This is a genomic window from Agarilytica rhodophyticola, from assembly GCF_002157225.2.
GTDB lineage: Bacteria > Pseudomonadota > Gammaproteobacteria > Pseudomonadales > Cellvibrionaceae > Agarilytica > Agarilytica rhodophyticola.
Genome location: NZ_CP020038.1, coordinates 6784853 through 6804874 on the forward strand (window position 1 = coordinate 6784853; position 20022 = coordinate 6804874).

At 40.8% G+C, this 20022-nt stretch carries 18 protein-coding genes; 8 read left to right on the forward strand and 10 right to left on the reverse strand.

Features of this window, described 5'->3' with window-relative positions; all coding sequences use genetic code 11:
- Positions 1 to 135: 135 nt before the first annotated feature.
- The 6 genes from BVC89_RS27935 to dprA form a co-directional block, all read right to left on the reverse strand.
- A complete protein-coding gene (locus tag BVC89_RS27935; protein WP_086934366.1) occupies positions 136 to 993 on the reverse strand; it encodes a hypothetical protein in 858 nt (285 codons plus the stop codon).
- A gap of 1018 nt (positions 994 to 2011) precedes the next feature.
- On the reverse strand, positions 2012 to 2527 hold the full coding sequence (locus BVC89_RS27940; protein ID WP_086934367.1) for a CesT family type III secretion system chaperone: 516 nt from the start codon (positions 2525 to 2527) through the stop codon (positions 2012 to 2014).
- A gap of 577 nt (positions 2528 to 3104) precedes the next feature.
- A complete protein-coding gene (gene aroE / locus BVC89_RS27945) occupies positions 3105 to 3944 on the reverse strand; it encodes a shikimate dehydrogenase (RefSeq protein ID WP_086934368.1) in 840 nt (279 codons plus the stop codon).
- A 39-nt stretch (positions 3945 to 3983) separates the two neighbouring features.
- Positions 3984 to 4895 carry an oxygen-dependent coproporphyrinogen oxidase gene (hemF, locus tag BVC89_RS27950; protein WP_086934369.1) on the reverse strand — a complete coding sequence of 304 codons (912 nt, stop codon included), beginning with the start codon at positions 4893 to 4895 and terminating at the stop codon, positions 3984 to 3986.
- A gap of 11 nt (positions 4896 to 4906) precedes the next feature.
- Entirely contained in the window at positions 4907 to 5464 is a 558-nt protein-coding gene (tsaC, locus tag BVC89_RS27955) for an L-threonylcarbamoyladenylate synthase type 1 TsaC (protein ID WP_086934370.1), read from the reverse strand.
- Between the two features lie 193 nt (positions 5465 to 5657).
- A complete protein-coding gene (gene dprA / locus BVC89_RS27960) occupies positions 5658 to 6761 on the reverse strand; it encodes a DNA-processing protein DprA (RefSeq protein WP_086934371.1) in 1104 nt (367 codons plus the stop codon).
- Between the two features lie 378 nt (positions 6762 to 7139).
- Here dprA and BVC89_RS27965 point away from each other — a divergent pair, with 378 nt between their 5' ends.
- A complete protein-coding gene (locus BVC89_RS27965) occupies positions 7140 to 7613 on the forward strand; it encodes a hypothetical protein (protein WP_086934372.1) in 474 nt (157 codons plus the stop codon).
- On the forward strand, positions 7610 to 7915 hold the full coding sequence (locus BVC89_RS27970; protein WP_086934373.1) for a hypothetical protein: 306 nt from the start codon (positions 7610 to 7612) through the stop codon (positions 7913 to 7915). The genes BVC89_RS27965 and BVC89_RS27970 overlap by 4 nt, the downstream gene beginning before the upstream one ends.
- Positions 7916 to 8057: 142 nt before the next feature.
- Here the strand turns inward: BVC89_RS27970 and BVC89_RS27975 are convergent, their stop codons facing one another.
- Positions 8058 to 9092 carry a LysM peptidoglycan-binding domain-containing protein gene (locus BVC89_RS27975; protein ID WP_086934374.1) on the reverse strand — a complete coding sequence of 345 codons (1035 nt, stop codon included), beginning with the start codon at positions 9090 to 9092 and terminating at the stop codon, positions 8058 to 8060.
- Positions 9093 to 9254: 162 nt separating this feature from the next.
- On the opposite strand from BVC89_RS27975, the gene def reads away from it, so the two are divergent.
- Genes def through BVC89_RS28000 form a run of 5 tightly spaced genes read left to right on the forward strand, consistent with a single transcriptional unit; the run spans position 9255 to position 15008 of the window.
- Positions 9255 to 9761, forward strand: coding sequence for a peptide deformylase (gene def / locus BVC89_RS27980; protein ID WP_086934375.1), 507 nt, complete (start codon positions 9255 to 9257; stop codon positions 9759 to 9761).
- Positions 9761 to 10732 (forward strand): methionyl-tRNA formyltransferase, encoded by a 972-nt coding sequence (gene fmt / locus BVC89_RS27985; protein WP_086934376.1) that lies wholly within the window; start codon positions 9761 to 9763, stop codon positions 10730 to 10732. The genes def and fmt overlap by 1 nt, the downstream gene beginning before the upstream one ends.
- The gene (gene rsmB / locus BVC89_RS27990) at positions 10729 to 12054 is read left to right on the forward strand and encodes a 16S rRNA (cytosine(967)-C(5))-methyltransferase RsmB (protein ID WP_086934377.1); all 1326 of its coding nucleotides are present in this window, start codon (positions 10729 to 10731) and stop codon (positions 12052 to 12054) included. Before fmt ends, rsmB begins: the two co-directional genes overlap by 4 nt.
- Positions 12055 to 12089: 35 nt before the next feature.
- Positions 12090 to 13550 carry a Trk system potassium transporter TrkA gene (gene trkA, locus BVC89_RS27995; RefSeq protein ID WP_086934378.1) on the forward strand — a complete coding sequence of 487 codons (1461 nt, stop codon included), beginning with the start codon at positions 12090 to 12092 and terminating at the stop codon, positions 13548 to 13550.
- A 9-nt stretch (positions 13551 to 13559) separates the two neighbouring features.
- Complete coding sequence (locus tag BVC89_RS28000) at positions 13560 to 15008, forward strand: TrkH family potassium uptake protein (RefSeq protein WP_086934379.1); 1449 nt, start codon at positions 13560 to 13562, stop codon at positions 15006 to 15008.
- Positions 15009 to 15143: 135 nt separating this feature from the next.
- Here BVC89_RS28000 and BVC89_RS28005 read toward each other — a convergent pair whose 3' ends face one another.
- Positions 15144 to 16058, reverse strand: a complete 915-nt coding sequence (locus BVC89_RS28005; RefSeq protein ID WP_086934380.1) for a lysophospholipid acyltransferase family protein — start codon at positions 16056 to 16058, stop codon at positions 15144 to 15146.
- Positions 16059 to 16311: 253 nt separating this feature from the next.
- Between BVC89_RS28005 and BVC89_RS28010 the strand changes: the two genes are divergently transcribed.
- Positions 16312 to 16707, forward strand: coding sequence for a hypothetical protein (locus BVC89_RS28010; protein WP_086934381.1), 396 nt, complete (start codon positions 16312 to 16314; stop codon positions 16705 to 16707).
- 12 nt (positions 16708 to 16719) lie between these two features.
- Here the strand turns inward: BVC89_RS28010 and BVC89_RS28015 are convergent, their stop codons facing one another.
- Together BVC89_RS28015 and BVC89_RS28020 are read right to left on the reverse strand one after the other, a co-directional pair.
- Complete coding sequence (locus tag BVC89_RS28015; RefSeq protein WP_086934382.1) at positions 16720 to 17991, reverse strand: OprO/OprP family phosphate-selective porin; 1272 nt, start codon at positions 17989 to 17991, stop codon at positions 16720 to 16722.
- A 118-nt stretch (positions 17992 to 18109) separates the two neighbouring features.
- Positions 18110 to 19993 (reverse strand): methyl-accepting chemotaxis protein, encoded by a 1884-nt coding sequence (locus BVC89_RS28020; RefSeq protein WP_086934383.1) that lies wholly within the window; start codon positions 19991 to 19993, stop codon positions 18110 to 18112.
- Positions 19994 to 20022 lie beyond the last annotated feature (29 nt).

Here is a 20022-nt window from a genome sequence, read left to right on the forward strand (position 1 = left end):
TTACGTAATCAATAAATGGAATTAAACTGTCTCTGCCGATAGAACATAAGGCAGAGACTAAACATGGATGTTAATATTGAGTGGAGGTAATTTGAAAATTACCTTTACAAAATCCAACCTATATGTAATTAAATACTAGCGCTTTGATGGGTACTCAATAAAATAGTCTTTCTTATCAGGCGCAAATACTTTCCAGTCTGCATTTTTTTCTAATAGGATTTTACCTGACGTTGTTGTTGTAATAGCTCCTTCCGACCCACCTACTACAAGCTTTCCAGTTTCATTAGATATTTCCTGGCAAATAGAAAGGCGGCCATCATAAGATTCTCCACTATAACAAAGCACTGACATTACAGGCATATGTTTAGGAAGCTCAGCTTGCTCAAAGCGTTGCTTTAAATCCAGCGCAAAGTCATTAGGTGAGAGAGTATTATCGTCTCTACCAACCCAGACAAGATCTTCAAGCGAATGTGAAATTACAATGGGTAGTTTGGGGAATAATTCCTTCTGAGCTACCTGATAATCCATTTGTAAAACTGAATCATTAAGGTCACCATACATGAAAACGTTATTATGTCTTTGAAACATAATATTAGGGCTGTTGTTTTGAACCTGTTTCTTATCATAAGAACTATCATTTTTATCTGTATTATTAGTTCTGCCTGCTAACTTAAACCTATTACCTAGTCCTTGATAATCTATCTGGTATTGAGTGCTTTCTATTTCCTTTATAGATTTTCCATGTGCTAGTTGAGGTGATGCTGGCTTAGCACAATGGCCTTCATCATATAAACTAACTGAACATCCTAAACTAGAATGCTTGTAAATATGAAAAAGTTTTAAGTTAGATACTTTACACTTACTACAGTTATTTCGCTGTGAAATTACTTCGTTTTTACCGCTATCTATATCATGGATGCTTTTATCTAAAACTGATTTAGTATATTGTAAGGCGCTTGATATATTCAGACTATTTCTTTGTGCTGCAATCATTTTTTCAAAATTTATCCATGCGACAAAAAATCTCTATCGCTTTAGTTATCGGTGATGTTTGAAATAGAGAAACATAACATGAACGCCCCCGGTTTTTCAGGGGCATTACATTTATCGTGCAGGGCTGCTGTGTGCACGTATTACATGACTCTGCAAGCAACTACTACACAACCTACGCGTGTTACACTCACCGCAATTATGTAGCTCGACATTTGACGCTCGACAACGTCTACATCTAGCATGTTGTCCGATAATCTCATTATCACTACTCTTCAATTGAGTTGTATTAGTAGGTGCGGTTTGTTGTGCTGATTGTATTGTATTTAAATTGATTGATGCTGGTGTTATCATTTTTTTCTTTGCTCTATAATTAATACTGAGTTAGTACTTTTGTTAAAAAATTTTTCTAATTGACTGTAATGGTAATATATTTATCGTGCAGGGCTGCTGTGTGCACGTATTTACATGACTCTGCAAGCAACTACTACACAACCTACGCGTGTTACACTCACCGCAATTATGTAGCTCGACATTTGACGCTCGACAACGTCTACATCTAGCATGTTGTCCGATAATCTCATTATCACTACTCTTCAATTGAGTTGTATTAGTAGGTGCGGTTTGTTGTGCTGATTGTATTGTATTTAAATTGATTGATGCTGGTGTTATCATTTTTTTCTTTGCTCTATAATTAATACTGAGTTAGTACTTTTGTTAAAAAATTTTTCTAATTGACTGTAATGGTAATATATTTATCGTGCAGGGCTGCTGTGTGCACGTATTACATGACTCTGCAAGCAACTACTACACAATCTACGCGTGTTACACTCACCGCAATTATGTAGCTCGACATTTGATGCTCGACAACGTCTACATCTAGCATGTTGTCCGATAATTTCATTGTCACTACTCTTCAATTCAGTTGTGTTAGTAGGTGCGGTTTGTTGTGCTGATTGTATTGTATTTAAATTGATTGATGCTGGTGTTATCATTCTTTTCTTTGCTCTATAATTAATATTTAGTTAGCACTTTTTTTAAATTGGTTTAAAAGTTGGCTTAATTGCTGATTAGGCATATTGGAATAAGAAGATGGAATAGATTTAATTTTTTCATTTTTATCCGCCCCTTTTTTATCTACTTCTTTTAAGAAACCTTCAACTTCACTAGTCAAGCTGTTTGCCGAACGAACTACATATTTAAAGGTGTCTACTAATGGAGTAGGATCTTGGTTGTGAATAGCGCAAGGTGAAAAAAATTGTAAAGATTGATCTTCTTGGTTGTACCCTACCCAACCAGGCCCAGAGAATTCTCCATTAGTGGATAGCCATATTTTCCTTTCTAAATCCGAAATGTCTTCTAATGGTTTATTATATAAAGTCGTATAAAACAAAAAAAAGTCAGCTTCTTTCGGTGATTCAATATGGATTTTACGACCCGATTTTTCCTTTATTATTGCTTCACCCTCATCGAGCGTAAGGCTCACTCCTAACTCTTCTCCCAAGTTCTTAAATAATTGCTTTTTATCAATATATATTCATCTTTAAATTCTTTTTTATTGTTAATAATTCTTAGTTCATTCAAATTAATCTTAAAAACATTTTATGAAAAGGTACTTAAATTCCATTCATTAGTATAAAAATATAAATAATCCATATTTATCTCATCAACTAAATTAAGTTTCTTTAATTAATTTTGAATTCACACGTTTGTATGGTTATATGAAAATAAGTTCTTTATTCGATAAAATAATTATAAGAAAGCTATCAATCCTGTATTTCCGTCATAAGGAAGGCTTTTTCGTCAAAATGATCATTAATGAACCAGTTGCGCGCCAGGTAATGGAAGATTTATGCGTGCTTTGTTATAACACTAAGAAACTTCTATATAGATGAGAGATTGCCGTGGATAGGAAATTGAAAGACATACCACAATACTTTTAATTGAAGTAAGCCTCGAATAATCTGGTTTGGAAAAGAATTTATTCTTAAATTATTGTTACCATTTTCTAAAACTAATTAGTAATAAACTATCTAATTGAAATGGAAAACTATTTACTAACAGCCAGTAGTATAGAATATAGAAAAGCAAGGAATAATTTAATTTCGTGTATTTTAAATATCTTCACGTAATTGCTTTAATACACTATCCACATCGGGATAAACATTGCGCCAAATATAAAAACTTTCTGCAGCTTGACCAACTAACATGCCTAATCCATCTGCACGCTGATCGATACCGCAGTCACGACAAAAAACTAGAAAAGCCGTTTCCTCTTTGCCGTAGACCATGTCATAAACACTGCATTTATCAGCAAAGTTTTTTTGTGACAAGGGGGGAACTGCACCACTAATACTGGCTGAAGTACAGTTAATAATAAGATCAAAACTAATATTTAAAAACTCTATATCATCATAGCCATGTGCATTTAAATCGCCAAATGAAGAAAAATCATTAGCTAATTCTTCAGCTTTAGACTTTGTTCTATTCGCAATAGTTAAAGCTTGCGGTTTTTTATTTAACATGGGCAATAAGATTCCTCTTACTGCACCACCTGCACCGAGAATTAACACTCGTTTATTCTCAATAGCCCAACCTAGACGCTGACTGATATCAGAAACCAAACCCACGCCATCAGTGTTATCACCAATAATCTCACCATCTGCTTGTAGGGCTAAGGTATTTACTGCGCCAGCAACTTCGGCTCGCTCAGTCAGTTTATGAGCATAATTAAATGCATCTAGCTTAAATGGAGCAGTAATATTAAGTCCCTTACCATCGTTAGCAAAAAACTCATCTGCTGCTTTATTGAAACCATCTACATCCACACAATATTTATCGTAAGTTAATAATTGTTTCGTTTGCTGCGCGAAACTTTTATGTATCAGTGGCGACTTCGACTGTGCAATGGGATTGCCAAATACTGCATAGCGATCAGTTTCAGATACAGACATTAACTTACTCCCCATTGTTAGTTATAAATTTTCTGACCATTAAACCCATTCGCGCGTTTTTAAATAGCGTGTATAAAGTTCTTCTTCGGGGCTATTAGCTTCAGGGTGCCAATCATATTCCCAGCGCACTAGTGGTGGTAAGGACATTAAAATAGATTCTGTACGGCCGCCGGTTTGCAAGCCAAATAATGTCCCACGATCGTAAACTAAATTAAATTCAACGTAACGACCACGTCGATATAACTGAAATTGTTTTTCCCTTTCAGAGAAGGGAGTATCCATGCGTCGTTCAACAATGGGAGCGTAAGCTTTTGTATAGCTATCGCCAACCGCTCGCATGAAATCGAAGGATTTTTCGAAGCCCCAACTATTGAGGTCATCAAAAAACAAACCACCAACACCGCGTGGTTCATTGCGATGTTTTAAATGAAAATACTCATCACACCATTTTTTATACTTGGGATAAACCTGGTCACCAAAAGGCTCACAAGCTTCCCTTGCCGTGGTGTGCCAATGAACACAATCGTCATCATTACCATAGTAGGGAGTTAAATCGTAGCCGCCACCAAACCACCACACTGGCGGCTCGCCATCTTTTTCAGCGATAAAAAATCGTACATTAGCATGACTGGTGGGAACATAAGGATTATCAGGATGTATCACTAACGACACCCCCATTGCTTCGAATCGTCTACCAGCTAACTCTGGGCGATGAGCTGTCGCGGACGCAGGCATTTGGGCCCCTTTTACATGAGAGAAATTCACCCCACCCTTTTCAATGACTTTGCCCTCAGTCAATACGCGCGAACGACCACCACCACCTTCTTCTCTTACCCAGGAATCCTCGACAAAGTTTTTTTCTTGATCAAGTTCACTTAAGGTGTTACAGATATTGTCTTGTAAATCTTTTAAATAGCTTAAAACCGAAGCTTTATCTACATTGTCGTTCATAGCTGTCCCGTTTATCGGATAATGTTACCTGAGCGCAGGTCTATAATTTTTGATGGGGCTTGTGACTTGCCCACTACCCCCGGTGAGAATAACACGCCCCTTTTTTTGAAATATCGATTTGCATCAAAAGATGTTCTGGCAGGCGGCAAGCCTTGCGGATTTGCCGATGTAGATACGATGGGGCCGGCAAATTTATGGCAGAGGCTTTTAATTAAGGGGTGCGCACTGACGCGCAAAGCTATAGTGTCGTGTTCACCGCATACTAACGGCGAGACTTTGCCGTGGTGAGGAACCAACCAAGTGACATGACCCGGCCAAGTTTCGTTCAACTTTTGTTTTTGCTCACCACTGAGCTCACCCAGTAGAAAATCCAATTGGGATATATCACCTGCAACTAGAATAAGCCCTTTGCTCCAATGGCGATTTTTCAGCGCAAGCACCTTTTCAACAGCATGAGAGTTAAAAGGATCGCAGCCAAGTCCCCATACAGCTTCTGTGGGATAGGCTATCACATCGCCACATCTGAGTGCATTTACGCAAATATTAATTCGAGGGTTGGATAAATACATAAAAAAGTCGTCAATCAAAAACCGGCAAGACGTTACGCTATTTATATACCAGAGGCAAGATAGCCTCTTTAATCTTATTCGAATTCAAAGCTTTTCCATACAAGTTTGAAAGCACAGATTATCTTTAAGAACAATTATCTAAGCTTTGTCTAAGGCCAGTTTTCGGACAACTTTAATTAGACCCTAGGTATACTCATACTAACTTTGTGTAGCCTGAAGGTTCTTGGCCAACCATTCCTTTTAGCTCAAGGGACATAAGTGTGGCTAGTAATTCTCCGATGCTCAGTTGTGAACGCTGTGCTAGCTCATCAATACTGCATGTATCGTATTCGACGTTGTCTAGTACTTTATTTTCTATTTCGGTAAGTTCAGGTTTAGCTTTTTTGTGGTGGCTGATATCAATAGAGGGGATTACAAAACCCTCTAGCTCACGGACAATATCGTCTGCTGTTTCAACTAACACCGCACCTTGCTTTATCAAAGCATGACAGCCCTTACTTTGTGGGCTGGAAATTGAGCCAGGGATAGCAAAAACTTCACGGTTTTGCTCAAGAGCATATTTTGCCGTAGTTAAAGAGCCGCTTTTGATTGCAGCTTCTACAACTAAGGTGCCAACACTGAGACCACTGATGATACGATTACGGCGAGGAAAGTTCTGAGGAATTGGGGCTGTGTTAAGGGGAAACTCACTGACTAATGCGCCGCCGTTGGCGATGATATCCTCTGCCAGTTGCCAATTACGGTGGGGATATATTTGATCAATACCACTGCCCATTACCGCAATAGTTGCCCCCTTTGCGGCCAATGCACCTTTGTGTGCTTGAGTATCAATACCAAGAGCCAAGCCACTTGTAATCGCCAAACCTGCATGAACTAATGACGAGGCTATATTAAAAGCATTATTTCTACCTGCCTGGGAACAAGAACGGCTACCAATGACAGCAAGCTGCGTGGTGTTGAGCGCTGCAAGAGAACCTCTTACATAGAGTAGCGGCGGCCCTTTAGGTATTTCTCTTAACTGATCAGGGTAATGATGATGGTAATGGTCAATAAGGTGGATGCAGTTTTTTTGGCAACGCTCAATAATGTTATCAATTTTAGCGTCACTCGCTTTACCAGCAGCGATATCAATGATTTGTCTGGCGATCTGATCGGACAACCCCCTGCGCAACTGTTCATAAGGTGCCGCAAAAACACCATCGATGTCGCCGAAAGCGTCAATAAGCTTCCAATAGGTTGAGACTCCCACACCGGGAATGTTGAGCAATTGCAATATGCGATGAAGAGAAGAAGACATAAACCATCCTTGTTTGTTAGAGACTAGTCTTTGGTAAATTCTAGCCTTTTGCAGATTATAGAAGTGGCATCCCGCCACTTCTGAAGAATCACTGATTATATAGTGAACACTGAAAAATAACTATGAGGCTATATCACTTAAAAGCATTCCATTCTTAAACTAATGAAAGAAAAGTCAAATCAAGAAAGTCTGCGACAACCTGCGGAAAGCACTAATAATTTTGTATTTTAGATTTCCCACAGTTGATAAAGTTCTAGATATTCATAGGAGACCGAACTTAGAGGCATAACAAGCGAGTCAAAATACGAAAAGACCAAAAAGCTCACTTTGGGCTTACTGCAAGTAAATATCAATCGATAAAAGGACGGTGGGATAAGCATGATAGAGCAGTTTAAAACCATTAACGATATAAGTGCCGTTATAAAAGAATATGAAGGGATGCTTCGCTTACGCCCAACTCGAAAATATAGCCACCCAACGCTATACAGAAACAGAGACGTTCCGAATAGTGAAAAGCTTATTATGGGAGTAAGAGTAAAGGACTGGTTTTTTTCAGAGAATAAAGAATGGGTATTGCCCCACAACCAAATGGGGCTATCGTTTTCTTCTACATACAAGAACTTAAAAAGCGTCTATAAACTGAAGGAAATGCATAGTAACGGAGCAAGAGTAGACGTATATTGGACACTGGAACGCCCTGATCTACCGTCAGGATTTAAGTTTGTTGCAGACCAAAAAACAAAAGGGCATTACTTTTTAACCGTCACCGAACCAATGCTATTAGAAACACTCATAGACAAGCTTAGAGTCGTGGCACGCCAAATGTCAAAAATAACGGGATATCAGCCATGATCACATTTCAGTTTGAAGAAGAACTTCAATATGCAAAATACTATGCTGATAAACTAGAAAATAATGAAGCAAAGACGATTTTGACTAAGTTAAACGTTTCAAATGCCACCGAAGCAACTATCCTTGCCCAATTCTTCTGGGATATGGTTAAAGCATCTATAAAAGATGAAAACAATGGCCTAAAGCTAGAATGGGATGATGGCGCTGAATTTTGGAATGAGAAATTATTACAGTCTTTCTCCGGTTATCTTGAGCGCACAGGTTATGAACAACAATGGGAAGACGTTACTGACTCAATTTAAAATACGCTTGATAAAGATAAAAAACTGCCCAAACTAATTTTGCCTTTTGCAGATCATAGAAGTGGCATCCCGCCACTTCTGAAGAATAACTGGTTATATAGTGAGCACTGAAAAATAACTATAAATGCCCATCATGCAGAAGTTATGGGTTTTTAACCTTATCGTTAACTTTGATGCCTTTTTCAGCTTCCAATACCAGTGCAAAACTGAGTTTTTCGAAAACTCTAAAGACCATCACCAAACCCGCACGCTCATCTGGCAGGGTAACATTTTGCTGAGAAATGCGGTCGCGAATGCGGTTACCACGTTTGTAAACAGCCATCACATTACCAGCCTGTATACCTTCTCTTTCACCGCGATTGATCACAACTACATCCATTTTACCTACTAATCTCACACCACCTTCAACGGCTAAAATAACGCCTTCAACTGGCCCTACTGGTGCTGACGGGAAGAAAGTCGAGTCAATAGAGCGTTCTTCTTGCTCTAGTAATCGATCACCTATGCGAATTTCTTCAGTGGTACGTGAAACTTCGAGTGTAGATATTTCACCATTTAGCGCGCTTACCTCACCACTACCGATATCTAGGGCTTGCATACCAAGCTTTTCTCTCGTTTCTGGATCGATGAACATTTCACCGGGGCGGTATATGCCATAAACAGCAAACTTCTCTTTTAGATCGCCGCGAATGTAAATTTCGTCTCCAGCACCTGCAATCAAATTCTCATCTTTACCTGCCACTACGTAGGGAGCAGTTTTCAGTTCTTCCTCACCAACGATACGGCTGCGTGATAAGAAACTATTAATTTTATCCAGAGGAATTGTATCAATAGCTTCTTCAGCCGTGAGAATACGAGCCTTGGGAGAAAGCTTGAAAACGCGACCTGAACGATCTACCGTCAAACGAGGCTGACCGGAGAGGTAAACCAAGCGAATCACATCGCCAGGATAGATAAGATGTGGGTTTTCAATTTGCGCATTAACATGCCAAATTTCAGGCCACATCCAAGGGTTTTTTAAGAAACGACCTGAAATATCCCACAAGGTATCGCCCTTTACTACAGTGTGAGTATCGGGTACGTTATCTTGCAATATCGGTTCCTCAGCATTAACAAATGCTATCGTTGGAAGCGAAGTTAGTACGATAGCGAAGATACTCAGAAGAATTTTTTTCATTACTATAATCCTGTTGAATTCGGCGCGAGAGCATTTAGCAGTTATAATAGCCCAATCTATGTGTTGTTGGTCATCTCGCCCAGCAGCTCGAAATAGTATAAACCCTTATTGATCATAATGTTAGCAACGATAGTTAGCTAATTACTAGAAGTTTGTCACGTAATGGCCTTATTACCTATACTTGAGTTCCCTGATCCACGGCTTAGAACCGTGGCCAAACCCGTCGCAAACGTCGACGACGACATACGAAAGCTCGTCGATGACATGTTTGAAACCATGTACGAAGCCCCTGGTATCGGGCTTGCTGCCTCACAAGTCAATGTCCACAAGCAAGTGATTGTCATTGATGTGAGTGAGGAACGCAACGAGCCCTTAGTGTTTATCAACCCTAAAATCGAAGTTCTCGACGCCAATCTTTTCGATTATGAGGAAGGTTGTCTCTCCATACCGGGATTTTACGAATCTGTCAGTCGGCCTGAACATGTTCGAGTCACTGCCCTAAACCGCGATGGCACTGAGTTCACCATTGAGCCTGAAGGCCTACTTGCGGTATGTATCCAGCACGAGATGGATCATTTGCAAGGCAAGCTCTTCGTCGATTATATATCGAATATGAAACGCCAACGCATTCGTAAAAAACTTGAAAAACAACACAAGGCAAAAGCTTAGTGTCCAATTCACCTTTAAAAATCATTTTTGCAGGCACGCCTGACTTTGCCGCCCATCATTTGCGCGCGCTATTGTCTACAGAGCATCAAATATGCGCTGTTTATACACAGCCGGATCGTCCTTCTGGCCGAGGTAAAAAGCTTACCCCTAGCCCGGTGAAAAAACTGGCGCAAGAATATAGTATCGAAGTCAAGCAACCAATTTCTCTAAAAGATCCAGATAGTCAAAAAGAATTGGCTGAATTAGGCTGCGATATTATGGTGGTGGTCGCTTATGGTTTGCTATTGCCCAAAGCAGTGCTGGATATCCCGCCGCTAGGGTGTATCAATGTCCACGGATCGATCCTTCCTCGTTGGCGAGGCGCCGCTCCGATTCAGCGTGCAGTAGAAGCTGGCGACAAGGTTTCAGGTGTCACCATTATGCAAATGGATGTGGGTCTAGATACCGGCGATATGTTGCTCAAAGCGGAATGTCCAATTCTCCCAGATGACAGTACAACAGACTTGCACGATAGATTGTGCGAGATTGGGGCTCCAGCTTTGGTAGAGGCTTTGGCTCAAATTGCGCAGGGCAGTGTCAAAGCAGAAAAACAAGACGACGCCTTAAGCAATTACGCCCGTAAAATTGAAAAAGCAGAAGCTGAAATTGACTGGACTTTGAGTGCAGAGGAAATATCTCGCAAAGTGCGCGCCTTTAATCCATTCCCCATTTGTTTTACTTTACTCAACAACGAACGTCTGAGAATTCACAAGGCTACAGTACTAGCAGATGATAATTCTGCGTCAACACCAGGACGTATGAGTATTACTAATAACCAGATTGTTGTGCAGTGTGGTGAAGGTCAGCTGCAACTGGAGCAGCTCCAGTTGCCAGGGAAGAAGGCCATGAGCGCCATAGAATTTATTAATGGCGTAGGCAAATCACTTACCGAATCCGGGAATATTCAGTTAGGACAGCAAGCAAACACATGAATGTCCGCGCCGTTGCAGCACATGCACTAGTACCGGTTATCACACAAAAAAGCTCTCTTGATAGTGCCATACAAAATTGTGAGCCATCACTAAAAAGTAAAGACTTACCTCTTCTAAAAGAGCTTTGCTTTGGGGTAGTGCGGCATTTTTTTTCGCTAGAGTCAGTACTCGCTCAACTATTGAGTAAGTCGCTTAAAGCAAAAGATAAAGATATTCACGCACTGGCTTTAATTGGCCTTTATCAAATTTGGTATATGCGTACTCCGGATCATGCAGCTATTAATGAGACGGTCAACGCAGCAAAAAAACTCAAAAAATCATGGGCAGCGGGTTTACTGAATGGATTACTGCGCAATTTCATCCGCCAACAGGATGAACTAACAACAGGCAATGACAACACTAGTACTGACGCTACGGCATTATTCAACCACCCGCAATGGCTTATCGAACGACTAAAAAATGCGTGGCCTAATAACTGGCAAGAGATTATCGCCGCCAATAATGTGCAGGCCCCTTTGACTTTGCGCACTAACCTGCGCCGAAATTCTCGCCAGCAATTTGTCGATCAACTTAAAGAAAATGATTACGAATTTTCACTTTGTCAATTTTCTCCGGTTGGTTTAACCCTATCCAAGCCTGTAGATGTAACCCAATTACCTGGCTTTGAAAATGGAAGTTGCAGTGTGCAAGACGAAGCCGCCCAGCTTGCCGCCACACTATTAGATTTAGCGCCAGGCCAACGTGTTCTCGATGCGTGTTGCGCTCCCGGCGGCAAAACCTGCCATATTGCCGAGCAAGAAGCGGAGCTTAAAGAGGTCGTTGCATTAGACCTAGAGGCTTCTCGTATGCAAAGGGTTAAAGAAAACCTTGCACGCTTAGAGCTGGATGCCACATTAATTACCTGCGATGCACAAGATATATCTCGTTGGTGGGACGGTGCACTTTTTGATCGCATACTATTGGATGCTCCCTGCTCAGCTACCGGTGTCATACGTCGCCATCCAGATATTAAGTTACTACGTCGAAACAGTGATATAGCGCAGTTGGCTAATTTACAAGCACGTTTGCTTAAACAGCTTTGGCAGACACTGGCACCGGGTGGTTTACTTGTTTACGCAACATGTTCAGTATTACCTGAAGAGAACGAAAATTTGATCAAGGCATTTGTAGAGCAACAGGCTGACGCTATACACTTGCCGCTTACGGAAGTATATAACGACATTAGCTGGGGGATCGAGCGGCCAATGGGAAGACAACTTTTCCCACAGGTAGGCGGTCATGATGGCTTCTACTATGCTCTTATTAAAAAAGAGCGATCATGAACTAAGAGCAGCGTGCACTTGCACGAATCCAAGGTATGAAAATAATTATTTTGGGTGCTGGCCGAGTCGGCGGCACACTCGCATCTAATTTGTCCAGCGAAGCCAATGACATCACAGTTGTTGATTCAGATGTGGATAATTTACGTGAGTTACAGGACCGTCTCGATATTGGCGTGGTAGCCGGCCATGCTTCTTATCCAGAGATTTTGCTCCAGGCCGGGATTGAAGATGCCGATATGCTCATCGCTGTTACAGGTATTGATGAGATCAACATGGTGGCCTGTCAAATTGCCTACAGTCTGTTCCGTACTCCCACCAAGATTGCTCGCATTCGCTCCCAGGAATATGCATCTCACGATGGTCTCTTTCGCAATGAAGCCATACCCATCGATGTCATCATCAGTCCAGAGCAAGTGGTATCGGATTATATTTATCGTCTGGTAGAACAACCTGGCGCACTACAAGTGCTGGATTTTGCTGATGGCCTGGCACAATTAGTAGCGGTAAAAGCTTATTATGGTGGGCCGTTAGTGGGTCAAGAATTGCGCTTTATTCGCAAGCATATGCCCAATGTGGAAACTCGTGTTGCCGCTGTTTATCGACGCAATAGACCACTGATGCCCACAGGTTCTACTGTAATAGAAGCCGATGACGAGGTGTTCTTTATCGCCGCCCGAGAAGATATCCGCGCGGTAATGAGTGAATTACGTCGCCTCGATAGAGCCTATAAGCGTATTATTATCGCCGGCGGCGGTAACATCGGCCTGCGCTTGGCACTTAAGCTGGAAAAACAATATTCTGTCAAAGTTATCGAATACAATACTAAGCGCGCTAGCTTTTTATCAGAGCACCTCAATCACGCCATTGTATTGCAGGGAAGCTCTTCCGATCAGGATCTCCTACAAGAAGAAAATATTGAAGACACAGATGTCTTTTTAGCGGTTACCAACTCTGATGAAGCGAATATTATGTCGTCTTTGTTAGCCAAGCGTATGGGAGCAAAAAAAGTTCTCACCTTAATTAATAACCCGGCTTATGTAGATTTGGTTCAGGGTGGCGAAATCGATATCGCCATATCACCACAGCAGACAACTATTGGCAGTTTGTTAGCCCATGTAAGGCGAGGTGATATAGTTAATGTTCACTCTCTTCGCAGAGGCGCAGCCGAAGCAATTGAAGTCATTGCTCATGGAGACGAAAAGAACTCCAAAGTTGTGGGTAAGGCCATTGAAGATATCGATCTGCCAGAAGGCGCAACTATCGGTGCAGTCGTGAGAGAACGTCAAGAAGAAGAAAAGGACCTAACCCGCTCACCGGAAATTTCGATGGGCCTCGCTCTCGCTAATAGCGCCGTTGTGGACAGCAAACATGAAGTGATTATTGCCAGCGATGACTTAATTATTGAGTCTGGCGATCATGTGATTTTATTTTTGATAGATAAACGTTACACCAGTGACGTGGAAAGATTATTCCAGGTTGGATTCACTTTTTTCTAAGCGCAAAGTATGCACTATTCCATTATTTTCAAAGTGCTCGGCCTATTGTTAATGCTCTTTAGCTTAACAATGGCACCACCAATTTTTGTCTCGTTTATCTATCACGACGGCACATCTGCAGCGTTTTTCTTAGCTTTTGCGATTACTTTTATTACCGGCCTCACCGCTTGGTTTCCAGTGCATAAAATCAAGCAGGACATGAGAACCAAAGACGGATTTCTAATTACATCACTGTTCTGGATCGTACTTGCTCTGTTTGGGTCGCTACCATTTTTAATTGCCGACGCTACTCATTTATCCTTTGCCGATGCAGTCTTTGAATCTCTGTCAGGGCTTACTACCACAGGCGCAACCGTCATCACAGGTTTAGAACATCTGCCTAAATCTATTTTATTTTATCGCCAGCAACTGCAATGGCTCGGAGGAATAGGCATTATCGTTATCGCGGTTGCCGTCTTGCCAATGCTAGGCATTGGCGGCATGCAGCTGTATAAAGCTGAAACACCAGGGCCTGTAAAAGACAGTAAATTAACACCACGGATTACTGAAACGGCAAAAGCCCTGTTTTTTATTTACCTCAGTTTAACTATTTGTTGCGCCCTGGCTTACTGGATCGTCGGCATGGGTATTTTTGATGCTGTTAGCCATGCTTTTTCTACGGTAGCGATCGGTGGCTTCTCTACTTACGATGCCAGCATCGGCCATTTCAATAGTGCGCCGATCATGATTATCTGTATGATTTTCATGGTGTTATCAGGAATTAATTTTGCCCTGCACTTTTTCGCATGGCGAGAAAAAGGCGTTTCACACTATATTAGAGATCCAGAATTTCAGTTTTATGCCGCTATCATTATTTTGTCTACAATCATTACCTCAAGCTATCTGGCGTACTCTAATACCTATGATGTCAGCGACAGTATTTTAAAAGGTAGCTTTGAACTTATCTCAATTTTAACTACCACAGGCTTCGGTGTTGCCGATTTTTCTATTTGGCCAACCTTTCTACCTGTGCTGATATTTATGACGGCCTTTATGGGAGGCTGCGCTGGCTCCACAGGCGGAGGTATGAAAGTCATCCGTGTGTTGTTGATGATTAAGCAAGGCATTCGCGAGTTGCACCGCTTAGTTCACCCCAATGCCGTAATTCCGGTAAAAATTGGCAATAAGATGGTTTCCGATCGTGTGATTGAAGCAGTCTGGGGATTTTTTGCTGTATACCTAGCCTCGTTTCTGGTGATGGTAGTTATGCTAATGGCAACAGGGCTAGATTTTCTTAGCGCCTATACGGCAGTGGGGGCTTGCCTCAATAATCTTGGACCAGGGCTGGGCGCTGTTGCGGCTCATTATGGCGATATAAGCACCAATGCTAAGTGGATTTTATCCTTCGCCATGCTGTTGGGGCGCCTGGAAGTATTTACTTTATTAATATTATTCACACCGGTATTTTGGCGACGTTAGCCACCTGTCTACTAACCTAGTGGCTTGATGTTAAGGTTCTTACATGTGTCTGCGACACGCGGCGCAACATCCATGCAACGCTATTAACCCAACATATACTGCCGCCGAGGTAATAGAAATAAACCTTATGAGAGATTAAAAAAGATAACGAGGCTCGCCACCAGGAGGAATATTCTTAAAGCGCTTATACTCCCACTGATATTGCTCCGGGCAATGAGCAATACATTCTTCCACACCTTTATTAAGCGCCGCTAAACTAACGTCCAACTCTGGCGAATCAATACCGTCAGGGGCTTTGAAAAAATGTGTTTCAAATCCCCCAGGCACACGTTTTACTAAACCCATGATAATGGAACACTTTGAACGTTGGGCAAAACCATGCACAGTAGTCATTGTATAAGCAGGATGACCAAAGAAAGGGCTAAACTCACCGTGTCCTTTGCCAGGGTTTTGATCAGGCAATACAGCAGTGATGCCGCCATTTTTTAGGGAAGAAAGTAACTTGACGATGCCACGTCGATTAGTAGGTACTAGAGTCGCCCCTGTTTTTTCACGTGCGCGTTTTATTAAACCTTCTAAATAAGCTTGCTTGGGTGGCTGGTATAAAGCTGTTAACTCGCCATAGGTAGGCAGCGTTAAACTGAGTACCTCCCAATTACCAATATGGGGGGCCAATAGTATAAGGCCCTTGCCCTTGGCAATTTCTTCCTTGATAAGATCTTCACCCACAACCTTTAAAAGCTTAGGCTTTAGCCATTCAAAACTGTGCTTTTGAATCACACAAATTTCAGCTGCTAGCCTGCCCGTTTCAATAACGCTGGCACGGGATAGCTGATAGCGCTCCTCATCTGTTTTATCGGGATAACACAGACGAATATTTTCCAATGTGACTTTACTGCCCTTATCCTTCACTTGCCAACACGCCCAGCCAATAAATGCACCTAGACCACGGGCGACACCCAGAGGCAAGCTGCCCACCATATTGATTAAGGTGAGGGTTAAAAAGCCCTTAATACCGATAGGCGTTTTTTTATCAGGTGTAGAAGACATAGAGCAACCGAGTAAATTTTGCTGAATTCTGCCAAATAACCGCCCACGGGTCTACAAGCAGGACAAAACTGTCGATTGATAGAAGACTTTAACGCCAAGCTCAAATCTCTTTTATCCACGTTAAATACGAGAATCCTCCGATCATCGCGCACTAAAAACGGAGTTTTAGCTGCTGAAAAAGTTTAGATTAATCGCTGTTCAATTATTTAGCCAATCGCAAGTAATCATATAGCTGGAACAGGAAACTAAACGTATGAACACATTTGATCAGATCGTCCAAAGCTTAAAACTGGATAAACTGCCTGGTAATAGGGCCGAATTAGAAAACGATGTAATAATTACTTATCATCCTGTCGGTGGTGGTTATGAAGCTTCACTTGTTATTGAGTATTCTGACGGCGGTGCCAGACCTTACCATGTCACCATTTACAAAAGTAGCTGGGATGGGAAAGTAAGTATAAAAGATTATAGTGGTGAGCCTGTATCCATAGGCCCTTACTGTCTGCACTTAACAACCAACTCGGGCCAACGCTGGTTTTTTCAAAACATCGAAGACAGCTGGATGTATGTTACAGATTATGGTGAACCTAAAACTGCCATTTTGAATGTCTTTAGCGAACTCATAGGTGAGGTGGACTGTTATTTTTAGAGCTATCGTCAGTTAAAAACGATAAGAAAATCTTGCCGTAATCGCGCGACCATCAGATAAAATACTACCATCTGGCTGGGCAAACGGAGCTAGGTTAACACCGGGGCCGGATACTTCAGCATCGTAAAATTGAAGTTGAAAATGTATATGTGGATTTAAGAAGTAGGTTGCTCCTATCATTGCAACCTCAGCTTTTGTACCTTCATTATTATCTACAAGATCCAAAACACTGAGTCTTGTGTACACTTCCCATACATTATTCTCATTTGTTGGTCTGCCAAACTTAGCGTACTTACGGTTATAACTTTGCTGGGTTTTGCCATCGAGGAAGTAGTGTAGCCCAAGATAATATCCACTCAGGGAAAGGTCTTCTTGAGTTGCTGAAAGAGAGTCGACGTTCATAAAACCATATTCACTTTCAAATCTCAATGCACCTTTTTGTGCAACTACTTCTGTCATATAAATATCAGCTTTATCGGCAGATTCTAGCTCTGGAGATATATCTAAGTTAGGTCTCGCCACAAACACATCGGCGGGTGTGCTAATAATAAATCTATCACCCGATATTTCCCTTAAACCATAGGAGCCACCTAAATGTAAAAGCATATCGTCATTAATATGAGACCAAGTCAGACGAGTATTGTAGCCCAACAAAAGCGCATTATTTTCATCTTGGCCATCTCTTTCAGAACCAAATTTGCGATCTTTAAACACGCCTGCTGAAATACGAAAACCAGGGTCAAAAAGCCGGTGAGCTTGCGCTCCCCATTGGAAAGCTGTAGCGAACGCATTGACTACCATCGGTCTTTCGCCAGTTAGCTCCTCACCGATATATTGCACCGAAAAACTTCTATCTTCTTTTATTTTACCTAATCTAAATTCTGTTTTATTATCTGGTTGGTAACGCCCGAAGCCAACTAAAAACCTTGTTGTATCGTCACCAGCAAGTAACAAAAGTACGTAGTCCCAGTAGTTGCTAAGTTTATGAAACATCCGTATATGCACACGTCGAACAAAAACATCTGAGCCGGTTCTGCCTTCAGCAGAAGCATTAAATGCTCCGTCATAAATATTAGCATCCATTTGTACTAAACCGGCAAACCTTAGGTTGTTAAGAATATGAAGACCGTTTTTTTTATCGGTATGTTCTTCAAGTTTCTTCTCAAGCATCTCCACCCTTTTTTCTAAATCGAGGGTTTCCTGTGCACTTGTGATGTTGGAAACAAAAAAGACCAATAGGAATAACAATTTAAAAAGAGTAAAAAATTCTAATAGCGTTTTCATGATACAATCTTTAATTTTACAAAATTTTATAAACAATAATGTTTAATGTTATACAAAAAACAATTAACTTTTTCTTTACTATTAATATCGAGGCTTTTTCGAATTAATACTGGAAAAATTAAATTTTGAAAATGACAACAGATTCTTTTAGGCGATTTGCGACATCACTTAAATGTACGGCGGTATCTTTTGTTTCTGAAGAAACTTTGTGAGTAGATTTAGCTAATTCATTGATAGCAACAATACTCATATTAATTTCAGCCGCCACTTGAGACTGCTGTTCAGCAGCAGTAGCAATTTGCATATTCATGCCTTGAATCGTAGTAATAGAGTCTTGGATTGAAGTTAAAGCCTCATTGGCAATAGCCGACTGTTTTTTTGTATTGGCGACATCGGAAACAATAACATTCATTAACGATGATGAATTTTTTGATTCAACTTGTAATTGAGAAATAAGTGATTGAATTTCGCTGGTACTTTCTTTAGTTTTGGTTGCGAGATTTCGAACCTCGTCGGCAACTACAGCAAAGCCTCTACCGTGTTCACCTGCCCTCGCAGCTTCAATAGCAGCATTTAACGCAAGTAAGTTGGTCTGTTCAGATATGCTATCTATAACATCTAGAATACTTCCTATACCCTCTGTTTCTCTTTCTAAACGCTTGGTGACATCGGCAAATTTATTAATACTTTCAATGAGTACTTCTAAACTCTTATCCATTTTATGGACAACCTCTGTACCATTAGAAGCATGATCAGATGTTTGGTTAGCCACTTGGGAGGCCTCACTGGCATTTTTTGCCACCTCATTAACAGTGATTGTCATTTCTTCCATAGCTGTGGCTGTTTGCTCAAGTTGATGCATCTGATCTGATGCACCATCAGCGACACTTGATGTAGAGTTCATCATATCGCCGCTAGAATTATTAATATCTTCTGCAGAACTATTAATAGATGAAACAATGGATCTTAAACTTGTAGTCATTTTAAGTACTTCGGAATAAATGCCCTTATCTTGCGCCGTTTGTTCTCGAGTGGATAAATCTCCTTCAGCAATAGTTTTTACCATTTTTCCAATTTCTACGGGTTCTCCACCAATAGGAACATACATCAGTTTTACAACAATGAAATAAATAACCAGTAAAGAGGCGGCGATCAAACTTATCGCAATAATAGATGTGACAACTAAATTTTCTTTCGAAGAAGAATTTATTTTTTCTTCTGTATCCCAAGCCCATATTTTCCATGACAGAGAATCAATCTTAGTCGAGACACTAAAATAATCTACACCTTTAAAAACATAGTTATGTTCACTTTTAACAGAATTTTTATACTTACTATAAGAAGGAATTAATTCGAAAATGTTTTTGCCTATGTCATTGGGTTCTTTCGACGCTAATATATAACCGTCTTGCCTTGTAGCATACACTTGATTATCTTCTGATAGTCCGGCAATAAAGTTTGTTAACGTATCTAAAGCAATATTTACACAAAGTGCAGCAATTGGCCTGCCATCGCGAATCACCGGTACGCCTATCGCCATAATAAGATTATTGGCAGCGCTTGTATAAGGCGTTGTGATAATGGCCGTCTCTCCATTAAAAATACGTGTATACCATTCCCTGTTTAATTCTCTAGCATTAAAATTTGGAATAACGCCATTTTTCGCCGCTGAATAAGCGACGCCACTTTCCAAGCCGACATATGCGTTCAAGGTTTTTAATTGTTTTTGGACTCTGTGTAATTCAGCTACTGATTCCTCAATTACAATCGAACCATCAGGTTCAATAGGTAACTGTGATGCCAACATGTTTAGCGTAGTAAAATAGCTTCCCATATTTTGTTCTACAGCTTTTGAGATAAGAAAAGCACTGCTATTTAATTGAGTGACGTAATTTTCTGTCGAAGCAGATCTGAAATTAAAGAATCCAACAAGTGAAGTTGTAAAGACGATGATGGAAAATAAAGCCGTCATACACGTTAAAATTTTTGTCTTTACTGTCATATCGTTACATCTTAATCATTTATATCTAG

Excerpts from the sequence above, each read along its gene's own strand:
- BVC89_RS27935 (WP_086934366.1), bottom strand. The coding sequence starts at position 993 with ATGATTGCAGCACAAAGAAATAGTCTGAATATATCAAGCGCCTTACAA.
- aroE (WP_086934368.1), bottom strand. The coding sequence starts at position 3,944 with ATGTCTGTATCTGAAACTGATCGCTATGCAGTATTTGGCAATCCCATT.
- hemF (WP_086934369.1), bottom strand. The coding sequence starts at position 4,895 with ATGAACGACAATGTAGATAAAGCTTCGGTTTTAAGCTATTTAAAAGAT.
- tsaC (WP_086934370.1), bottom strand. The coding sequence starts at position 5,464 with ATGTATTTATCCAACCCTCGAATTAATATTTGCGTAAATGCACTCAGA.
- dprA (WP_086934371.1), bottom strand. The coding sequence starts at position 6,761 with ATGTCTTCTTCTCTTCATCGCATATTGCAATTGCTCAACATTCCCGGT.
- BVC89_RS27965 (WP_086934372.1), top strand. The coding sequence starts at position 7,140 with ATGATAGAGCAGTTTAAAACCATTAACGATATAAGTGCCGTTATAAAA.
- BVC89_RS27970 (WP_086934373.1), top strand. The coding sequence starts at position 7,610 with ATGATCACATTTCAGTTTGAAGAAGAACTTCAATATGCAAAATACTAT.
- BVC89_RS27975 (WP_086934374.1), bottom strand. The coding sequence starts at position 9,092 with ATGAAAAAAATTCTTCTGAGTATCTTCGCTATCGTACTAACTTCGCTT.
- def (WP_086934375.1), top strand. The coding sequence starts at position 9,255 with ATGGCCTTATTACCTATACTTGAGTTCCCTGATCCACGGCTTAGAACC.
- rsmB (WP_086934377.1), top strand. The coding sequence starts at position 10,729 with ATGAATGTCCGCGCCGTTGCAGCACATGCACTAGTACCGGTTATCACA.
- trkA (WP_086934378.1), top strand. The coding sequence starts at position 12,090 with ATGAAAATAATTATTTTGGGTGCTGGCCGAGTCGGCGGCACACTCGCA.
- BVC89_RS28000 (WP_086934379.1), top strand. The coding sequence starts at position 13,560 with ATGCACTATTCCATTATTTTCAAAGTGCTCGGCCTATTGTTAATGCTC.
- BVC89_RS28005 (WP_086934380.1), bottom strand. The coding sequence starts at position 16,058 with ATGTCTTCTACACCTGATAAAAAAACGCCTATCGGTATTAAGGGCTTT.
- BVC89_RS28010 (WP_086934381.1), top strand. The coding sequence starts at position 16,312 with ATGAACACATTTGATCAGATCGTCCAAAGCTTAAAACTGGATAAACTG.
- BVC89_RS28015 (WP_086934382.1), bottom strand. The coding sequence starts at position 17,991 with ATGAAAACGCTATTAGAATTTTTTACTCTTTTTAAATTGTTATTCCTA.
- BVC89_RS28020 (WP_086934383.1), bottom strand. The coding sequence starts at position 19,993 with ATGACAGTAAAGACAAAAATTTTAACGTGTATGACGGCTTTATTTTCC.